This window comes from Oceanobacillus sp. FSL W7-1293 (assembly GCF_037969815.1).
Taxonomy (GTDB): domain Bacteria; phylum Bacillota; class Bacilli; order Bacillales; family Amphibacillaceae; genus Oceanobacillus; species Oceanobacillus oncorhynchi.
In genome coordinates this window covers 4,504,328-4,521,910 of sequence record NZ_CP150212.1, presented here as the reverse complement: position 1 = coordinate 4,521,910, position 17,583 = coordinate 4,504,328, and the positions used below count along the sequence as shown (strand labels likewise).

Genomic DNA, 17,583 nt, shown 5'->3' with positions numbered 1-17,583 from the left:
TCTCCTTTAAGTATCGTAGTCTGAGTATATTACCTGAAAATAAAGATTTACCAGCCTGGAACAACAGAGCCATCAAAGTTTTCTTCAATAAATTCTTTCACTTCGTCTGTATGGTAAATATCAATAAATTGCTGAACGACTTCATCATCTTGGTTTTCTGTACGAGCTGCAATTAGGTTAACGAAAGTAGAATCCTGCTCGATAAAGAGCGAATCATCATTCGGTGAAAGCCCTGCTTCGATTGCAAAGTTTGAATTGATTGCTGCTGCATCTACTTCTCCAAGCTGTCTTGGAATTTGTGCAGAATCTAATTCCAGTAATTCAAGGTCTTTCGGATTATCGACCACATCATTTACGGTTGCATTGACACCCAAGCCTTCTTCTAATGTGATAAGACCAGCTTGTTCAAATAATAATAAAGCACGTCCACTGTTTGTAGGATCGCCAGGGAGCCCTAATGTTGCACCATCAGGAAGGTCCTCCAGAGAATCAACTGATTCGGAGTAAACCCCCATCGGGAAAGTAACGGTATCTGCTACCTTCACAATATCCAAGCCTCTTTCTTCCACCATGCTGTCCATAAAAGGCTCTGTCTGGAAGCTGCTGATGTCAATTTCACCTTCATCCAGTGAAACGTTCGGCATAACATAATCACTAAAAACAACTGTTTCAATTTCTAAATCGTCTTCTGCTGCAATTTCAGCTATTTTTTCAACAATTTCTTCATGTGGACCGGCTGTTACACCTACTGTCAATACGCCATCTTCAAGTAAATCTGAACCGCTCTCTTCCTCATCTCCGCCGCAAGCAGCGAGGAAAGTGACTAATAAAGCTGTAATAAGAAGTAAATATTTCCTTTTCATAATGGTTTTCCTACTTTCTTTTTTATTTAGTAATGTTCTCAAGCTGTAAAAATGCATCAATAACGGTATTTGCATTAATTTCTTCTTTCATCAAATGAATGGATTCTTCTTCCCGTGTGACTTTTTTAGCTATGGTTTCCAGCAGTTCCTCATCATCCGTATGTATGGAGAAGTCTGCTAATCTTGTTGGGAAGCCCCATGTATCATAGTAAGCTAATAGCTTCGTAAGCTCCGCTTTATCCTGTTCGATGGCAAGCTGAGCTAAAATGCCATAGGATACAATTTCACCATGAAGTGAATCGGCAATCTGCGGGGCGGCAGTTAATCCATTATGAATGGAATGCGCACCTGCAATTCGTCCAGCTTTTCCGCCGAAGCCGCCAACCATGCCGCCTGTTGCGATAATTGCTTCGATAACACGAATAAGAGCATCAGTGACTTGGTTGCTCTCACAAGCTTGGATTGCTGCTTCACTGTCATCCAGCAAAATATCCTTGCACGCACGAGCGGCGAATTGAGAGATTTGCAGCCAGACTGGAAGCGTGCCTTCAGGGTAGAAGGCTTCAACTAGAGAGCGAGCTTCATAGAATTTAGCTAACGTATCGCCAATGCCTGCTTTTAAATATTTTACAGGAGCTTCTGCAATAATTGCTGGTTCGACCACTACGAGTGTATTAGACTCTGGAAACTCTGTATAATGAGAATGCGCACCATCCTCCTGATAAAAGACGCTTAATGGCGTCCAAGCTGCGCAGGTTGCGGCAATTGTTGGGATTAAGATACTTTTTATTTGCGCATTGGCAGCCGCTGCTTTGGCAATATCCAGTGCAGTTCCCCCGCCGAAGCCGATGACAGCATCTATTTGCTGTTCTTCATAAATCGCGGCGAGCCTGTCAGTTCGTTCCACGGTACAATGCCCATCTGCAGTATGTATATCTTTTTCCTCTATTTGGTTCAGCAATGCGGAAGGAAGATACGGTTTTGCTTTTTCCCAAGCAGTCCGCCCGGCAACTACAGCAATCCGCTTCACCCGCAAGTCATTCAGATTTTCTACCAGATATTCCAGAGAACCGTCACCGATTTGATAATGGCTGGGCGACCCCTTTACAGTAACTGTTTGCATGGTAAGATATCCCCTTTTACATGTGTTTAAATGCTACATAAAAAACCTCTCTATTTTGTTCTAGAGAGGTTGAATAAGTTCATTTACGAAACGTCCTCTCTTATTTTCCAAAGCACAGTATGCACTTTGCAGGATTTAGCACCTTTTTTAGAACGAGTTCTAGAAAGGTTGCCGGGCTTCATCGGGCCAGTCCCTCCGCCACTCTCAATAAGAGTTCTTATGTAACTGTGGATACATTTTAATATGAAATATGAGAAAAGTCAAATATAGCTTGATACAAGGGGGCTGGCGTGCTAATTATGTTAATCAGCACCATTTTTGGTCCCAAACCCCAAATAATTAAACGGGTTATCCTTTGTTTCTTTTAAAACACATTCATCCATTTATTTCATGTTTACTCTTGCTTATTTTTTGATATAATAAGAACAAACGTTCAGAACAAAGGTTCTTATTTGAAGGAATAAATATGATTGGATTACTTCATCATTCTCTGGATAAAAAGGAAAAAATCATGATCTATTATATCGACCGCCATAACAATGTAACGCAGCGTGTTATTCGTGTCGTAGGTATAGATGATAAAAGGATTCTTGCTTATTGTTACTATAAAAAACAGGTGCGCAGCTTTAAGATAGAAAATATTTTATCCATAGGGTGTGTAAAAAGGAGCGTCGGGGCTTGAATATTCGTGTACAGGAAGAAAGGAATACGAAAGAAAAAACAATGTTAAATGAGCGGCAATGGAAGCAGAATTGCTTTCAATTAATTATCGCTCATAAAGATAATTTGCTTATTGAAGTGAAATGCTATCAGGACTGTCATGTTCATCATATAAAAGGATATATAGACAGCATCAACTATCAAGACGAGCACATAGCCATAGTTGATAAGCTGGGGCGTAAGGATTTTACAATCATTAAGTTTAATGACATGATAGACGTTTTTATATTATAGATAAAAACCCGAATGTATTCCAAGCGGAATCATTCGGGCTTATTTCTAAACATAAATAGCGTATGGCTGCTTTTACCTATTTCTGCTCATCCAACGCGATGTCCTTTTTCTGCTTCTTCAAATAATACGCACTCATCAGAGAAGCAATTGGAATAACCAGAGCGATGCCAAGACCCGAAATAAGGATTCCAAGCATTTCATCATTGAATACTTTGGCATTTATAATTTGGCCAAGAGAGTAGTCTAAATCCTTAAACCAGATGAGCAGCCCCATATAACCTCCGAAAAAGGCGAAAAATAGCGTGTTTGTGCTTGTGCCTAGAATATCACGGCCAATACGAATGCCGGCTAAGAATAGATTCTTTCTGGAAATTTCCGGATTCTGGTCGTGGATTTCACGCATCGGGGAGGTGATTGAAATGGCAGTATCTACAATCGCCCCGATCGTGCTCATAATAATCACAGCTGTAGCAATTTGAATAAAATTTAATCCAATATGCACATTGAAAGCTGTTATTTCTCCAGATTCTTCTTCCCCAAGTCCATAGATCATGGATTGTTCGGTTAAAATAATAATGAAAAAGATTAAAATAACCATTGTTGCAATCGTCGATAAGAAAGCAAGCATCGTTTTATTATTTACCCGGTTGATGAAGAACAAGCTGATTGCACTGATAAAACCGCATGCGATAAGCGCAATAATAATTGGATTTCCGGACGGGTCATTCATGACAAAAACAGCCATAAGCACAATGATAAAATTAATAAAGAGGGCAATAAAAGATCGTACGCCCTTCATACCGCCAACCCAGGCCATTAATGCAAATAATATGATTGCCAGTAATACGAGTACATTCATAATTTCGCCTGCTTTCTCCGGATAAAGAAAATGGAAATATAGATGGCAATCGGAATGGTCAATACAATCCCAATTCCGCCGACTAAAGCACGTGTTAATTCAAGGGAAAGGTTCATCGATATGGTGAAGCCGAATGGTGCTGCATTTTTAAAATAGATTAGCAGCATGGGTATCGACCCGCTGACGTAGGCAAAAAATAAAATGTTGGTCATGGTGCCCATGATATCTTTCCCGACTTCGTAACCTGCTTTTTTTAATGTTTTTAAATCAATCCGGTTATTTTTCTCATACATTTCAAACATGGAAGCAGATAAAGTAATCGCAACATCCATAACAGCCCCTAAGGAACCAATTAGTAACCCTGCCATAAATATGGTTTCCGGGTTCCTGGTTAAAAAGGCCATTTCTTCATAACGCAGTCCTTCTTCGCCAGTGAAATGCAGTGCTGCATAAGCAATCACTAATGAAATAACTGTCCCTATTAATGTGGCTAGAATAGCTGTATAGGTTTTTTCGTTAAATCCTGTCGCCATCAATAAGGAGAGAACGGTGAAGATAATAATACTGATCGCAGTAATAACAGAAAGACTGATGCTGGGATGCTGTATATAAATGTCTAATGCAAATGATAAAATAGCTGCATTGACAAACAAACTCAACGCGGATAAAGCACCTCTGGACTTTCCGACTGCTAATAATATGATCAGGAATATCCATGCGACAAACACGAAATATTTATCCCGTTTAATATCCCCTGTTGCTTCCCCGTCTTGAGCAAGAAAGATTTCATCGCCTGCAGATAACTCATAGTCCAATGCCAGGGACTGCACATATTCATTATCAAATTCAGTTATTTCTCCTTTATTTGATCCATTTTTTACTTCTCCAACAATATGCTGGGTGACTTTTTCATCTTGATTGCCATGCTCATCTGGCTGATCTTCTCTATTTATTTCTTGAACATCGGTTATGTGAACAATCGTTCTATCATATAAATCATAATTGTTATTGATAAATATCATCGATGCGATAAAACCGATTAGTAATAGACAGACGGTAATATATTCGGTCCTGGTCCGATTTTTTAACCATGCCTTCAATGTAATCACTCCAAAAATAGGATTGTCCTATTCGTATTTCCGAAAACATATACTATGATAACACTTTTAATAAAAAGGAGATACATACAACATCACAAAATTTCGGGGAATAAAGGGAAGCTTCATTCCGATGTGGGCTTTTCATTCTCCGCGGAATGTTAGTTAAACCAATCGAGTCGTTATTGGCTGTTGGGTCTCCTGCCTAGAATTTTCAATTTCTCTCTATGCTTGAAGCGGGCATCATACAAAAGACCTTCGATGGGGCGAGTAATCGCAGCAACGGTTTTAATAGACCGAGTAATCGCAGGTCTCAATGATGTCAGGTTAATGCGACCGCTGCGGCGGACCGTTTTGCTTTCCGGCGTACAAATGTTTTCGATGGGGCGAGTAATCGCAACCCCAGGACGTTGCGGTCTTAGTCTGCCTAGGGGCACGCTCTTCAGCTAACTTTTGCCAAGAAGAGCACTTGGCAAAAGTGGATCTTCAGATGGTGCTGATCCCTCAGGAGTCAAAACGGTCCGCCTCCGCTAGTAGGATATTCTATACATGAAAAACAACTCAACAAACAGAAGTTTGACCCGATAGAACATATTTTTATGCTGTATGGTAAAATGTTCCGCCAAGATTACTTTCTGTGCATAAATGCTATTCCCTGTATTTCATATACATGCTGTCATGATTGGTTGTTCAGGCGAAAACTGCTATTTCGTCCAGCTCATTAGAATGTTATTTCTTTCATTCGCTGTAGAAACCTATCAGAGCGCAGGCCAACCACGGAGACTCCTAAGTGGTTTGCAGGCTAAACCCGTGACTCCTGTCACAACGCCTGCACTTGCACGTCCTGGGACTGCGATTACTCGCCCCATCGAAAACATTTGTGCATCGCAGGGCGAGCTGAAGATCCACTTGAAAAGCGGTTTTCTTTTCAAGTTAGCTGAAGCCGTCCCCATGGCAGACTAAGACCGCAACATCCTGGGGTTGCGATTACTCGCCCCATCGAAAAGAGTTGTTGCAACGTCTGCACTAGTACGTCCTGTACGTCGGAAAGCGAAGTGGTTGGCCGGAGCGGAGCTATGCACCATCATCAATTCCAAAAAGGCCGGATATTTCACCAAAATGCAAGCATGGTAATGAAGAACATGTTCATCTTGGAATAGCAAGAAATATTTGCTTATACTTAGGTGCGAAAGTTGAGTATTTAAGAAAATTCATTAACCTGACAACATTGGTAATCGCAGTTCCAGTCCCAATCAGTTACATTGCAATAAAACAAAAAGTCACCCATAACCTTCTTATTTTAGTATGTACCAAAAGGGAGTGAGTATTTCATTGTGTCCAACGTTTTGGACATTTACAGGAAAGTCATGCTACAATTTTGTCAAATGCTTTTGACAAAAAGGAGCTTAGTTGGTGAAGAATAAGATTAAAAAATTAAGGAAGCAATCGAATATGACACAAGAAAAATTGTCTAAGCTTTGCGGCGTTTCCAGGCAGACCATTAACTGTGTGGAAAATGATAAATATGACCCGACGTTAGAACTGGCGTTTAAAATATCCAGAGCGCTTGATAAAAATGTAGAAGAGGTGTTTATGTATGACAAAATTTCATAAAGACTACCGTATAACGATGAAAGATATTAAAAAAGAGGGGGCTTCTATTTTAAGAAAGCAGTTAGACCCTGTGTCTCTTCCTGTTTCGGAGGAAACGAAAACAGAGCTGGAATGCATGATGACATATTTGAAAAACAGTCAGGACCCTGAGATAGCAAAGAAATATAAGCTAAGGCCGGGAGCAGGGCTTTCAGCGAATCAAGTCGGCATCAACAAAAGCATGTTTGTCATACGATATCAGACAGAAAAGGAGGAGACCATGGAATTAAAGCTGATTAACCCTAAATTGATCAGCCATGCTGCAAATACCATCTATCTTCCGGAAGGGGAAGGATGCCTGTCTGTAAACAGGGAAGTATCTGGACATGTGCCGCGTTATGAGAGAATAAAGGTGCAGGCCTTTGATACAGAGGGAGAAGAGCATACATATACCTTTAAAGGATATAGTTCCATTTTGGTTCAGCATGAAATGGATCACCTGAATGGAATCATGTTTTTTGACAGGATTAATAAAGAACGGCCATATTTGAATTTGCAGTAGGCTGCAAGCTTTTTTGGGAAAGGGGTAATCGCAATGAATCCATTTACTGCAATATTGCAAGAAGCGTATGGAATCCATCCTGTTCACATACAATCCAAACAGGGCGGATGGGCATCCCTTGCCTTTGAAATAAAGGCGAAGGATGCTACTTATTTTTTGAAAGTATATGAAAAGAGACGTGCTTCTACGCCGAAGTTGACCGCATGGATTGACCAGTATGCTCCCATTGTGGAATGGTTAGCAAATAACAGTGATTTAAAAGGAAAAATTCCTGTTCCACTACAGACAAAGGAAGGAAAGTATCAATGTGAAGACGCGGAAAATAGTTATTTACTGTATTCTTTTATTGATGGGGAAACCATTGGTGAACAAGATTTAACCAAGCAGCAGGTATCAGAATTTGCACATATAATAGCCGCACTCCACTCATTTGGGGAGGAAATCCCTTTTCCAACGGAAGCTTTGAAGGAGGACTTTGAAGTGCCTTTTTTAGTAGAATTGGAAGAGGTCATTCATTTCAATGAAAAACATCTCCCGGGGGAATTATATGTCCTTTTCCGTGAAAATCGGGAAAAAATAGACGCATGGATCAGCAGCGTAAAAGGACTTTCAAAAAAGCTGAAATCTCTTTCATTCGATATGGTTTTATGTCATACAGATCTGCATCATTGGAATTTGATGGAGGCGGAAAAGCTGATATTAATAGATTGGGAAGGGCTAAAACTGGCTCCTGCAGAAGCAGATATGATGCTTCTGATAGAGAACCCTTATTGGAAGCAGTTTATGAAAGTTTATCTTCAGCATCACGAAAATTATCATATCAATCAAGATGCTCTTGCTTTTTACCAGTTAAGAAGAAGGCTGGAGGATATTTGGGAGTTTGCTGAGCAGTTATTATATGAAGAACTGGATGCGCAAGAAAAGGATGAAATTATCGGTTATTTGACGGAGTTAACGGACGATACAAATTGATTGTTTGAGATGACGGGTTAAACATTCTCTAAAAAGGGAATAAGCAAAGGGATTTGCAATGAAGCCAAAAGGAAGTGAAGGGATGTTTTTAGCTTGGAATGAAATAAAGAACAACAAGCTGCGTTTCACCTTAGTTATAGGTGTGCTGGTACTTATTTCTTATCTTGTATTCTTTTTATCCGGTCTGGCCAATGGGCTGGAGCAGCTTAATCGGGAGGCTGTTGATAAATGGGAAGCAGACGGTGTTATTCTAACAGAGGAATCCGATTTACGTCTGCAGCAATCCATCGTGTCTGCGGATGATTTTGACGGAGCCGGAGTGGATGAATATACCGAATTATCTCAGCTCAGCGCAATAGCGAGTCATGGGGATAAAAAAGAAAATGTATTTATCTTTGCTGTAGATGAAGCGTCCTTTATCATGCCAAATGTGACAGAAGGAAACGCATTCGCGGATGAGGGAGAAGTAATAGCGGATGATACATTAAAAGAAGACGGCTTTGAAATTGGTGATGAGATTTCCTTATCCTCCACAGAGGAGACGTTGGAAATCACAGGCTTTACGGATAAAGCCAGATTTAATGCAGCACCAGTATTGTTCACAGACTTAAATACGCTGGAAACACTGCAATATGGGGAAATGGCTGAAGGAGATAACGATGCAGTGAATGCCTTTGTTATTCGTACAGATAACTTAGACAGTGTGGAAGCAGATGAAGCATTGCAGGTGGTTGATACAGAAACATTTATAGAGAATCTGCCTGGTTACACAGAGCAGAATTTAACGCTGACATTAATGATATATTTCCTATTTGTTATTTCAGCTGTGGTCCTGGCGATTTTTCTCTACGTGCTTACTATTCAGAAGATAAGCATTTTCGGGGTAATGAAGGCCCAGGGGGTTTCCTCCAAATACTTGGCCGGCTCTGTTGTAGCGCAGACATTTTTGCTTTCTTTAGCTGGCGTGATGATAGGATTGGTTCTTGCTGTAGCTACAGGATTATTCCTGCCGGCAGCTGTACCGGTAGCCTTTAATTACATTGAAATGCTGGTTTATGGAATGATTCTGATTGTCGTATCCGTCATTGGAGCATTTATTTCTGTACAGACCATTGTGCGAATTGACCCATTACGGGCGATAGGAGGTTAAGGGAGCATGGCTATTTTAGAATTGCAAAAGGTGCAGAAAACCTTTGGATCCGGCAGAACAAAAGTAGAAGCAATGAAAGAAACGAATTTTGAGGCGGAACAAGGCGAATTAGTTGCAGTTATTGGCCCCTCTGGTTCCGGAAAAAGTACGTTTTTAAGTATCGCCGGAGGGCTGCAGACACCCACAACGGGAGAAGTCAGGATGAACGGCACCGCTTTGACGGATCTAAAGGAAAAGAAGCGTGCAGCGTTAAGGCTGAAGGAAGTCGGCTTTGTTTTGCAGGCATCGAATCTGGTTCCTTATTTAAACGTCGGACAGCAGATGCAGCTGCTGGATAAGGTAAAGAAAGGGAATATGTCTAAAGCAGAATCCGGAGCGCTCTATCAGTCGTTAGGCATTGATCATTTGCTTCGCAGCTTCCCGAAAGACTTATCTGGCGGAGAGAGGCAGCGGGTCGCGATTGCTAAAGCACTCTATACCAACCCAAGTCTTATTTTAGCAGATGAACCGACGGCGTCTCTTGACTCTGACCGTGCATTTGAAGTGATGCGTATGTTAAAAGAAATTACAGAAGAAAAGCAAACAGCAACAATCGTTGTAACACATGATACCCGGCTGATTGAGGATTGTGATAAAGTCTATCAAATGACAGATGGGAACATGGAATTACAGGAAAAGGAACGTTATACGGTATGACAAAAAGGATGTGATTTCCATTCACTGGAACATCGCATCCTTTTTCATCCTGTTACAAAAATGGATTATAAAACCTGCTGCCATCATGAAAGGTGATTATCAACGATACGGTTAAAATGACTGCTCCAACAGCTATCGTGATATAATCTGCCCGTTTAAAAGACTTGATGCTGTACCAGGTTCTTTTTTTATTTTTCCCAAATCCTCTTAACTCCATCGCGTTGCTGATGACTTCAATTCTTTCCAAACTGGATAGGATTAATGGCAGAATAATAGCTCCTGCATTTTTGATCCGCTTCCCTAATTTTTCATTTTTCGATAAATCAATCCCGCGGGCCTGCTGAGCTTGGGCGATAGTACGGAAGTCCCGTTGGATATCTGGAATATACCGGAGTGCCAAGGAGACAGAATAGGCGATTTTATAATTAATCCCAATCCGGTGGAGAGAGGCAGCAAATTCACTCGGATGGGTAGTGACGATAAACAGTAACGCAGCCGGAATAACGACAAAATATTTTAATGTAATATTAAATTGATAAAAGATTTGCTCCAGTGTCATATTATAACGCCCGGCTATTTCAAAAAGTACATGATTGGTGCCATAGATCCGGACACCTTCCTGAGGAGAAAACAGGTAAATAGCGATATTATTCAACAGTAAAAAGATTAAAATAAAGATTAATACAAAGGCGATGTCCCGGATATGAATCCTTGAAATAATAAATATGGTTATGCTGATTATGAATAAGAATAATAGAATCCTTGTATCATACGTAAGCATTGCAGCGGACGACCACATAATAAAAATAACCAATTTAGTGACTCCAGATAATCGATGGACAGGGGATTCCTTTTCAATATAAGATAACATTTCTATGGCCATGCTTTGCGTACCTCCCTGTCAAAGGCAATAAACCTGGATACAAACTCGACCGGTTCCTCGATACCGGTAAGAACTGCTAAATCAAATAAGGATGTTTCTTTTAAATTAGCTTCCGCCACAATCGCTTCATTGGTTAAGATATTTATAGGTGAATCATCTGCGATCACTTTGCCATCTGCTATGACAATCGCCCTTTGTGTATATTCCAGCATTAAATGCATGTCATGTGTAATCATCATAATGGTAATACCTTGGGCGTTTAAATCTGCCAGGAATTCCATCATCTCCGTATAGTGATAGAAATCCTGCCCGGCAGTAGGCTCGTCCAGAATAATTATTTCCGGCTCCAGTACTAAAATAGAAGCGATGGTTGCTCTTTTTTTCTGGCCGAAGCTTAATGCGGAGATCGGCCAATTTCGAAAAGGGTACAAGCCGCATATTTTTAATGTTTTCTCTACCTTTTCCCTTATCTCTTCCTCTGAATAAATTCCTTTCATAATAAGGCCTAAGGCTACCTCATCATAAATCATATGCTTTGAAATCATTTGATTTGGATTTTGCATCACCATGCCGATCCGTTCAGCACGCTGATAGATAGTGTCTCCGGTAATATCCTTTTGGTGATAGAGGATTTTTCCCTGGTTATTTTTTTCAAATCCGCAAATTAATTTGGATAAAGTGGATTTGCCTGCACCATTTTTACCGACAATGCTTACCATTTCTCCCTTATCAATGGAAAAGGATATCTTTTTAATGTTATTTTCCTTGCCACTATATGTAAAGGAGACATCCTCCAGCTGTAAAACAGGCTGTGTCAGCGTTCTCTTTTTTGCGGGCGGAGTTTGCTCGAACCATTGTAAAAGCTTGTCTTTGAATGCCTCTGTTTGCAATGTATTCAAATGCTCCAAGCCATGCTGGGGTGTGAGGGAGCAATCCGCATACTTTAATGCTTTGATGTATAAGGGCTCTCGAATATTATTTCTCTGTAACACATCGGAGGCAAGCAATACATTGGGAGAGCAATCATATACAATCTCTCCGTCATTAACAACGATAATTCTGTCCACATTCCGGTATAATACATCCTCTAAACGGTGTTCAATGATAACGACCGTCGTATTTGTCTCCTTTTGAATCTGATCAATTAAATCTATGGCATGCTTCCCTGTAGCAGGGTCCAAATTGGCCAATGGTTCATCGAAAAGGAGAATATCTACATCATCCACCATGACGCCAGCGAGAGAGACCCGCTGCTTTTGCCCGCCGGAAAGAGCGTGAATAGAAGCCTCTAAGTATTCCTCCATATCCACAAGGCGTGAGACCTCGGCTACCCTTTTCATCATGGTATCATGCGGAGTAACATTATTTTCTAAAGAGAAAGCAATATCCTCGCCGACAGATAAGCCGATAAATTGCCCGTCAGGATCCTGCAATACCGTGCCAACCATTTTGGATAACGAAAAGATATCGAGCTCTTTTGTTTCCTGTCTTTGGATTTTCAAGCTTCCTGTCATCTCCCCTTTATACGAGAAAGGCACCAGCCCATTGAGGCAATGAGCTAGTGTGCTTTTTCCAGAACCAGAAGGGCCTACAATTAATATTTTTTCTCCTTGATGAATAGTTAAATCAATATTTTTTAACGTAGGTTCCTGTTGGCTTCGATATTTAAATGTAACATTTTCAAACTGGATAATAGGCTGTTTCATGTTTATCTCCCTTAGAGCATCTGCTGTTCTCAGAAATCAGGTAACGGCAACAGACGCTATTCTTTGGTAAGACTCCCGCTCTGACTTTTGGTTTTTGCATAAGATGCGATTAGAATCGTACCAAGAATGCCGGTGGTTATAATATTGGCAATACCGGCGAAAGCTCCTTGTACAAATACTTTATTGGCAGGCTCTGCATAAATCAATATATCTAAAGCTGGAGCAATCAAGAACCAGCCTGCAGCTTGCACACCTGCTTGTACTACATTGAACTGAATGATTTGTCTGGAGGCAAATATTCCTGACTCTATATCGATTTTTCTAGTGAATAAGCCGATGAAAAATCCGATAAATACCGATACAAACACCCAGCTCCACCAAATAGAACCATAAAATACGGCATCCTTTAAGGCATGACCGATCAAACCGATCAATCCTCCGGCAATAGGGCCAAAAACAACACTCATTAAAGCTAGAAAGGCATATGCGGTTTCAATGGTTGTATTTGGTATCCCGGTTGGAATGGCTGCAAAGCGCCCTAAAATAACAAATACTGCTGAACCAATTCCAATTGCTACAATTGTTTTAATGGATAATCCATTTCTCTTCAATTTCCAATTCCCCCTTTAAATGATATGTTCTTATTTTATTAAATACCAATCAGCTTATTTTCGGTGCTTTGCGAATAATAATTTGCCAATGGGGCCCAGTTTCTACGTGATACGCATTGGCAAAGGAGCCCTGGTTAATCGCAACGCCTAAATTATCCAATGAATTCACATACAGCAAAGGCTCTCCGAGGCGAATCTCGGCAAAGGAATGCCGGTATGTCATGATATTTTTATATACCTGCTGGCGGTTATTGGCGATAGTGACTTCGAAAGCATCTCCGTGAGCCACATTAATTTCTTGAAACAGCTCTCTGCTGATGTTGGTCCATAGATTGCCAAAGCGAATATCCAGTATATCAATATTACCGTAGACGATATCATCTTCTATATAAGCTTCCGGTTTTGTTAATTCAACAATGTCGTTTACATCAACAAGGGCGCCGACTTCTTCAAAGGTAATGGTATTTGATGCTAATCTTGCCCCTGTATAGGCATAAACGTCACGTCCATGAAACGTATAGGATTCCCCTGAGCGAGGTAAACGGTTTGTTTTCTCATCGATGATTCTTGCTTCCTTAATGCCGATGTCCTTTTTAATATGGGTAAGTGTTCCATTATCCGGCGTCACAATATATTGGTTATTCACCGTTTTAACGACGACGCTCAGCCTTGCAGTACCAACTCCTGGATCAACTACAGAGATAAAAACCGTTTCCTCTGGCCAATATGGTAACGTTTGATAGAGACGATAGGAGCCTTCCCAAATATTATATTGCGGGATATCGTGTGTCAGGTCGAATACCCGGAGCTTGGAATCTACAGAAAGTGCTACCCCATACATGGCGCTGACTGCCCCGTCGCTAAGACCAAAATCTGTTTGAATGACTAAATTTCTTCCCATTTTAAATTCCTCCTCTTATTTGTGTTGCTTGCATTTTCGTCGATGAGCAGTTGGTTTTAAGGAAACTAAAAAACCACGCCCGTATCGAATAAACGATAAGGACGTGGTTGGAATTTACGTGGTACCACCTTATTTTACTGTATGCTCACACATACAGCCTCATCAAGTACGAAAGCAAGATGCTTTGATACTGTGGTATGGATAACGAGTACCAAATCTCGTCGGAACCTACTCATATCGATGGATATTTTCAGCACGAAGCTCAAAGGCCATTGTTCAGATTCATATTTTTACTTCTTTTCAGCTGCCGAAGTTCTCTGTGAAAAAATAGTTGAATCTTACTTTTCCTCTTCTACGCTTTTCATAAATAACTATGCGAATTAATGTCATTATAAATAATCGAAATATAAAAAGCAAGCATTTTTAGAAAAATGATAAAAGTCGAAATAACAAGTCTGGCTTGTTAAAGGAATCATCTATTTCGGCAGTTTTCAAATTTGAATGCTAAATAGATTATCTGTGCATAGAATAAGATAGAGAAGGAAATGATTCTTTTCTTAATGACTCAACTTTCGCACATTAAAAAATAACTCCATTACCATAGAAACAGGAGTTGGTTGTTCCTTTGATAACACCCTTGACAAAGATATTGAAGGCGAAGTGTAAAGCACCGCTGCGGCGGACCGTTTTGCTTTCCTAGGGGCACGCTCTTCAGCTAACTTTTGCCAAGAAGAGCAATTGGCAAAAGTGGATCTTCAGATGGTGCTGATCCCTCAGGAGTCAAAACGGTCCGCCTCCGCTAGTAGGATATTCTACACGTGAAAAACAACTCACCAAACAGAAGTTTGATCCGATAGAACATATTTTTCATGCTACATGGTAAAATGATCCGTCAAAATTATCTTCTGTGCATCGAAGCGATTCCCTGTATTTCATACCCATGCTTTTATGATTGGTTGTTCAGGCGAAAGCTGCTATTTCGTCTAGCTCATTGAGATGATATTTCTTTCATTCGCTGTAGAATCCTATCAGAGCGCAGGCCAACCACGTAGACTCCTAAGTGGTTTGCAGGCTAAACTCGTGACTCCTGGGGTTGCGATTACTCACCCCATCGAAAAGCGTTGTCACAACGCCTGCACTTGCACGTCCTGGGACTGCGATTACTCGCCCCATCGAAAAGAGTTGTTGCAACGTCTGCACTAGTACGTCCTGGGACTGCGATTACTCGTCCCATCGAAAACATTTGTACGTCGGAAAGCGGAGTGGTTGGCCGGAGCGGAGCTATGCACCATCACCAATTCCAAAAAGGCTGGGTATTTCACCAAAATGCAAGCATGGCAATGTAGAATATGTTCACCCTGGAATAGCAAGATATATATGCTCCTTCTTAGGTGTGAAAGTTGAGTTAATGAAATAGGACAAGCTTGAGAAGGAGAAACCAAATGGTGGATTGCCTTGTTTTTTTCAAAGTTCTGCAGCCGCAGCCCTCTTAAATAAAAAACTTAAATTTACATACTCTTTACATTAACAGCAAACTATATTAATAATTCTTCTCTATACTTCAAAGTGAGGACAGAGGAGAAATGTCCAGTAACTATTATGCAGATAAATTTAAGGGGGCACTTTAATGAGCTTTAGACGGTTTACTTTATTCTTTTTTGTTTCTATTTTAATTTTCTTGGCAGCATGCGGTTCAGGCGATGCAGATAGTGCAAGTGATTCAGAGTCTGGCAGCAGTGAAGAATTATCAGGTAATGTAGCAATTGATGGTTCAGGCACGGTGTACCCATTAATGGCGAGATTAGCTGAAGATTATATGATAAATGAACAGCAGGGTGTTTCGGTAGAGGTTAGCCGGGCCGGGACGAGCGCTGGCTTTGAAAAATTCTTAGTGGAAAATGGAACAGACTTTAATGATGCTTCCCGGGAAATAAAAGAGGAAGAACAAGCAAAAGCAGATGAATTAGGCATGGAAGTGCAAGAATTAAAGGTAGCATTAGACGGTTTAACGATTGTGACGCACCCAGATAATGACTGGGCGACAGAGTTAACTCCGGAGCAGGTACAAGGGATTTTCCTTGGCGAATATACAAAGTGGTCAGATATAGACGAGTCATGGCCAAATGAAGATATTCAAGCTTATGGTCCAAATGAAAATCATGGAACATACGAATTCTTTTACGAAGAGATTTTAGAAGAACAAGATTTAGTAGATGGAATTGACCTTCAACAAGATTACTCGACATTAGTGACATTGGTTTCAGAAGATAAGAACGCTATTGGATTCTTTGGATTTGGATATTATCAAAGTAATCAAGATGCGATCAACGCTGTATCTATTGACTTTGGTGAGGGAGCAGTTGAACCATCTCTAGATACAATTGCAGAGGACGGACCTTATGCAGATTATACACGTCCAGTGTTTACGTACTTGAATGTAAATCAAGCACAGGAAAAACCGGAAGTGCTTGATTATGCGAAATACGTTTTAGAAAATACAAATAATGTAGCTGGCGAGACAGGCTTTGCACCGATTCCAGATGAAGAAATCCAGTCACAGCTGGAAGAGTTAGAAGGAATCGAATAAGACAAGAAGACGGATGAGCGGTGTGTAAAAACATCTCTCATCTTCCTCTTATTTTAAGAAATGGAAGGTGGCTCTAGCATCATGGCTGCAAATAATAAGAACCGCATGTCGGTTAGTAAAATGATTGAACAACAAAAACAGAAGCGCAAATTTTTTAATCAATTAGAACGGTTCATACCAAGTCTATTATTCATTATTGCTTCGATATCGGTTCTTACCACAGTCGGGATAATTTATACGCTGTTTGCTGAATCGGTTGCTTTTTTTCAGAATGTCCCAATTCTTGATTTCCTTACAGGGACCGTGTTAAAACCGCTAAGCCAAAATCCTGAATTTGGACTACTGCCGTTGTTAAACGGGACCATTATCTCCACAGTGATAGCAATGCTGGTAGCAGGACCAATCGGGATGATGTCGGCAATCTATTTAAGTGAATACGCACCTGATCATGTTCGAAGAGTACTAAAGCCGTTATTGGAGATTTTAGCCGGCGTACCGACAATTGTTTACGGATTTTTCGCCTTTACATTTGTAACGCCTTTACTAAGAATGATTTTTCCATCTATTGAAGCAACCAACATTCTTAGCCCGGGAATTATTATGGGTGTAATGATTATCCCAATGATTGCTTCGTTATCAGAAGATGCGATGTCTTCTGTTCCAAACTCGATGAGAGAAGGAGCGCTAGCACTTGGATCAACAAAGCTTGAGACAACATTTAAAGTAGTTATTCCAGCAGCGCTGTCAGGGATTATTGCTTCCTTTGTGCTTGGTATTTCCCGGGCAATAGGGGAAACGATGATTGTCGCCATTGCCAGCGGAAGCTCCAAGAATTTCTCGTTTGATATTACGGGGTCGATGCAGACGATGACTGCTTATATTGTAGAGGTAGCAGGCGGGGAAGCGGCAGCAGGAACGACTATTTATTACAGTCTTTATGCCGTTGCATTAACCTTATTTGTTTTTACGTTAATGATGAATCTATTAGCAAAATATATTTCACGTAAGTTTAGAGAGGAGTACTAA

General features: G+C 40.6%; 17 protein-coding genes, 1 riboswitch and 1 other annotated feature. Of the genes, 9 read left to right on the top strand and 8 right to left on the bottom strand.

Translation table 11 applies throughout. The features are described 5' to 3' along the window. Nucleotides 1-47: 47 nt before the first annotated feature. Entirely contained in the window at nt 48-863 is an 816-nt protein-coding gene (locus MKY65_RS21710; RefSeq protein ID WP_339180668.1) for a MetQ/NlpA family ABC transporter substrate-binding protein, read from the bottom strand. A 22-nt stretch (nt 864-885) separates the two neighbouring features. Beyond that, nucleotides 886-1,986 (bottom strand): iron-containing alcohol dehydrogenase family protein, encoded by a 1,101-nt coding sequence (locus tag MKY65_RS21705; RefSeq protein ID WP_339180666.1) that lies wholly within the window; start codon nt 1,984-1,986, stop codon nt 886-888. A 97-nt stretch (nt 1,987-2,083) separates the two neighbouring features. Then, nucleotides 2,084-2,200: riboswitch (SAM riboswitch) on the bottom strand. A 252-nt stretch (nt 2,201-2,452) separates the two neighbouring features. On the opposite strand from MKY65_RS21705, the gene MKY65_RS21700 reads away from it, so the two are divergent. Together MKY65_RS21700 and MKY65_RS21695 are read left to right on the top strand one after the other, a co-directional pair. Continuing rightward, entirely contained in the window at nt 2,453-2,668 is a 216-nt protein-coding gene (locus MKY65_RS21700; RefSeq protein ID WP_042529178.1) for a hypothetical protein, read from the top strand. Further along, nucleotides 2,665-2,940, top strand: a complete 276-nt coding sequence (locus MKY65_RS21695) for a YolD-like family protein (protein ID WP_339180663.1) — start codon at nt 2,665-2,667, stop codon at nt 2,938-2,940. The genes MKY65_RS21700 and MKY65_RS21695 overlap by 4 nt, the downstream gene beginning before the upstream one ends. Before the next feature lie 76 nt (nt 2,941-3,016). Here the strand turns inward: MKY65_RS21695 and MKY65_RS21690 are convergent, their stop codons facing one another. Both MKY65_RS21690 and MKY65_RS21685 read right to left on the bottom strand, forming a co-directional pair. After that, nucleotides 3,017-3,799, bottom strand: coding sequence for a YibE/F family protein (locus tag MKY65_RS21690; RefSeq protein WP_339180661.1), 783 nt, complete (start codon nt 3,797-3,799; stop codon nt 3,017-3,019). Next, nucleotides 3,796-4,899 carry a YibE/F family protein gene (locus tag MKY65_RS21685; protein ID WP_339180658.1) on the bottom strand — a complete coding sequence of 368 codons (1,104 nt, stop codon included), beginning with the start codon at nt 4,897-4,899 and terminating at the stop codon, nt 3,796-3,798. Before MKY65_RS21685 ends, MKY65_RS21690 begins: the two co-directional genes overlap by 4 nt. 1,410 nt (nt 4,900-6,309) lie before the next feature. On the opposite strand from MKY65_RS21685, the gene MKY65_RS21680 reads away from it, so the two are divergent. The 5 genes from MKY65_RS21680 (at nt 6,310) to MKY65_RS21660 (ending at nt 9,869) form a co-directional block, all read left to right on the top strand. Further along, nucleotides 6,310-6,510: a helix-turn-helix transcriptional regulator gene (locus tag MKY65_RS21680; RefSeq protein WP_193064805.1), complete on the top strand. Its 201-nt coding sequence runs from the start codon at nt 6,310-6,312 to the stop codon at nt 6,508-6,510. Further along, on the top strand, nt 6,494-7,051 hold the full coding sequence (def, locus tag MKY65_RS21675) for a peptide deformylase (RefSeq protein ID WP_339180656.1): 558 nt from the start codon (nt 6,494-6,496) through the stop codon (nt 7,049-7,051). The genes MKY65_RS21680 and def overlap by 17 nt, the downstream gene beginning before the upstream one ends. Nucleotides 7,052-7,084: 33 nt before the next feature. Next, nucleotides 7,085-8,023, top strand: coding sequence for a phosphotransferase (locus tag MKY65_RS21670; protein ID WP_339180654.1), 939 nt, complete (start codon nt 7,085-7,087; stop codon nt 8,021-8,023). 82 nt (nt 8,024-8,105) lie between these two features. After that, the gene (locus tag MKY65_RS21665; protein WP_339185342.1) at nt 8,106-9,173 is read left to right on the top strand and encodes an ABC transporter permease; all 1,068 of its coding nucleotides are present in this window, start codon (nt 8,106-8,108) and stop codon (nt 9,171-9,173) included. 6 nt (nt 9,174-9,179) lie between these two features. After that, the gene (locus MKY65_RS21660; protein ID WP_339180652.1) at nt 9,180-9,869 is read left to right on the top strand and encodes an ABC transporter ATP-binding protein; all 690 of its coding nucleotides are present in this window, start codon (nt 9,180-9,182) and stop codon (nt 9,867-9,869) included. Nucleotides 9,870-9,921: 52 nt separating this feature from the next. Here the strand turns inward: MKY65_RS21660 and MKY65_RS21655 are convergent, their stop codons facing one another. From MKY65_RS21655 to MKY65_RS21640, 4 genes are read right to left on the bottom strand one after another with little or no spacing between them, the layout of a single operon-like run. Further along, complete coding sequence (locus MKY65_RS21655; protein WP_339180651.1) at nt 9,922-10,752, bottom strand: energy-coupling factor transporter transmembrane component T; 831 nt, start codon at nt 10,750-10,752, stop codon at nt 9,922-9,924. Next, entirely contained in the window at nt 10,743-12,458 is a 1,716-nt protein-coding gene (locus MKY65_RS21650; protein WP_339180648.1) for an ABC transporter ATP-binding protein, read from the bottom strand. The genes MKY65_RS21655 and MKY65_RS21650 overlap by 10 nt, the downstream gene beginning before the upstream one ends. 56 nt (nt 12,459-12,514) lie before the next feature. Continuing rightward, nucleotides 12,515-13,069: an ECF-type riboflavin transporter substrate-binding protein gene (locus MKY65_RS21645; protein ID WP_339180645.1), complete on the bottom strand. Its 555-nt coding sequence runs from the start codon at nt 13,067-13,069 to the stop codon at nt 12,515-12,517. A 49-nt stretch (nt 13,070-13,118) separates the two neighbouring features. After that, nucleotides 13,119-13,970, bottom strand: a complete 852-nt coding sequence (locus MKY65_RS21640) for an S-adenosyl-l-methionine hydroxide adenosyltransferase family protein (RefSeq protein WP_339180643.1) — start codon at nt 13,968-13,970, stop codon at nt 13,119-13,121. A gap of 94 nt (nt 13,971-14,064) precedes the next feature. Continuing rightward, nucleotides 14,065-14,334, bottom strand: a binding site (T-box leader). Nucleotides 14,335-15,597: 1,263 nt separating this feature from the next. On the opposite strand from MKY65_RS21640, the gene MKY65_RS21635 reads away from it, so the two are divergent. Together MKY65_RS21635 and pstC are read left to right on the top strand one after the other, a co-directional pair. Beyond that, nucleotides 15,598-16,557, top strand: coding sequence for a PstS family phosphate ABC transporter substrate-binding protein (locus MKY65_RS21635; RefSeq protein WP_339180642.1), 960 nt, complete (start codon nt 15,598-15,600; stop codon nt 16,555-16,557). Nucleotides 16,558-16,638: 81 nt separating this feature from the next. Continuing rightward, entirely contained in the window at nt 16,639-17,583 is a 945-nt protein-coding gene (pstC, locus tag MKY65_RS21630) for a phosphate ABC transporter permease subunit PstC (RefSeq protein WP_339180640.1), read from the top strand.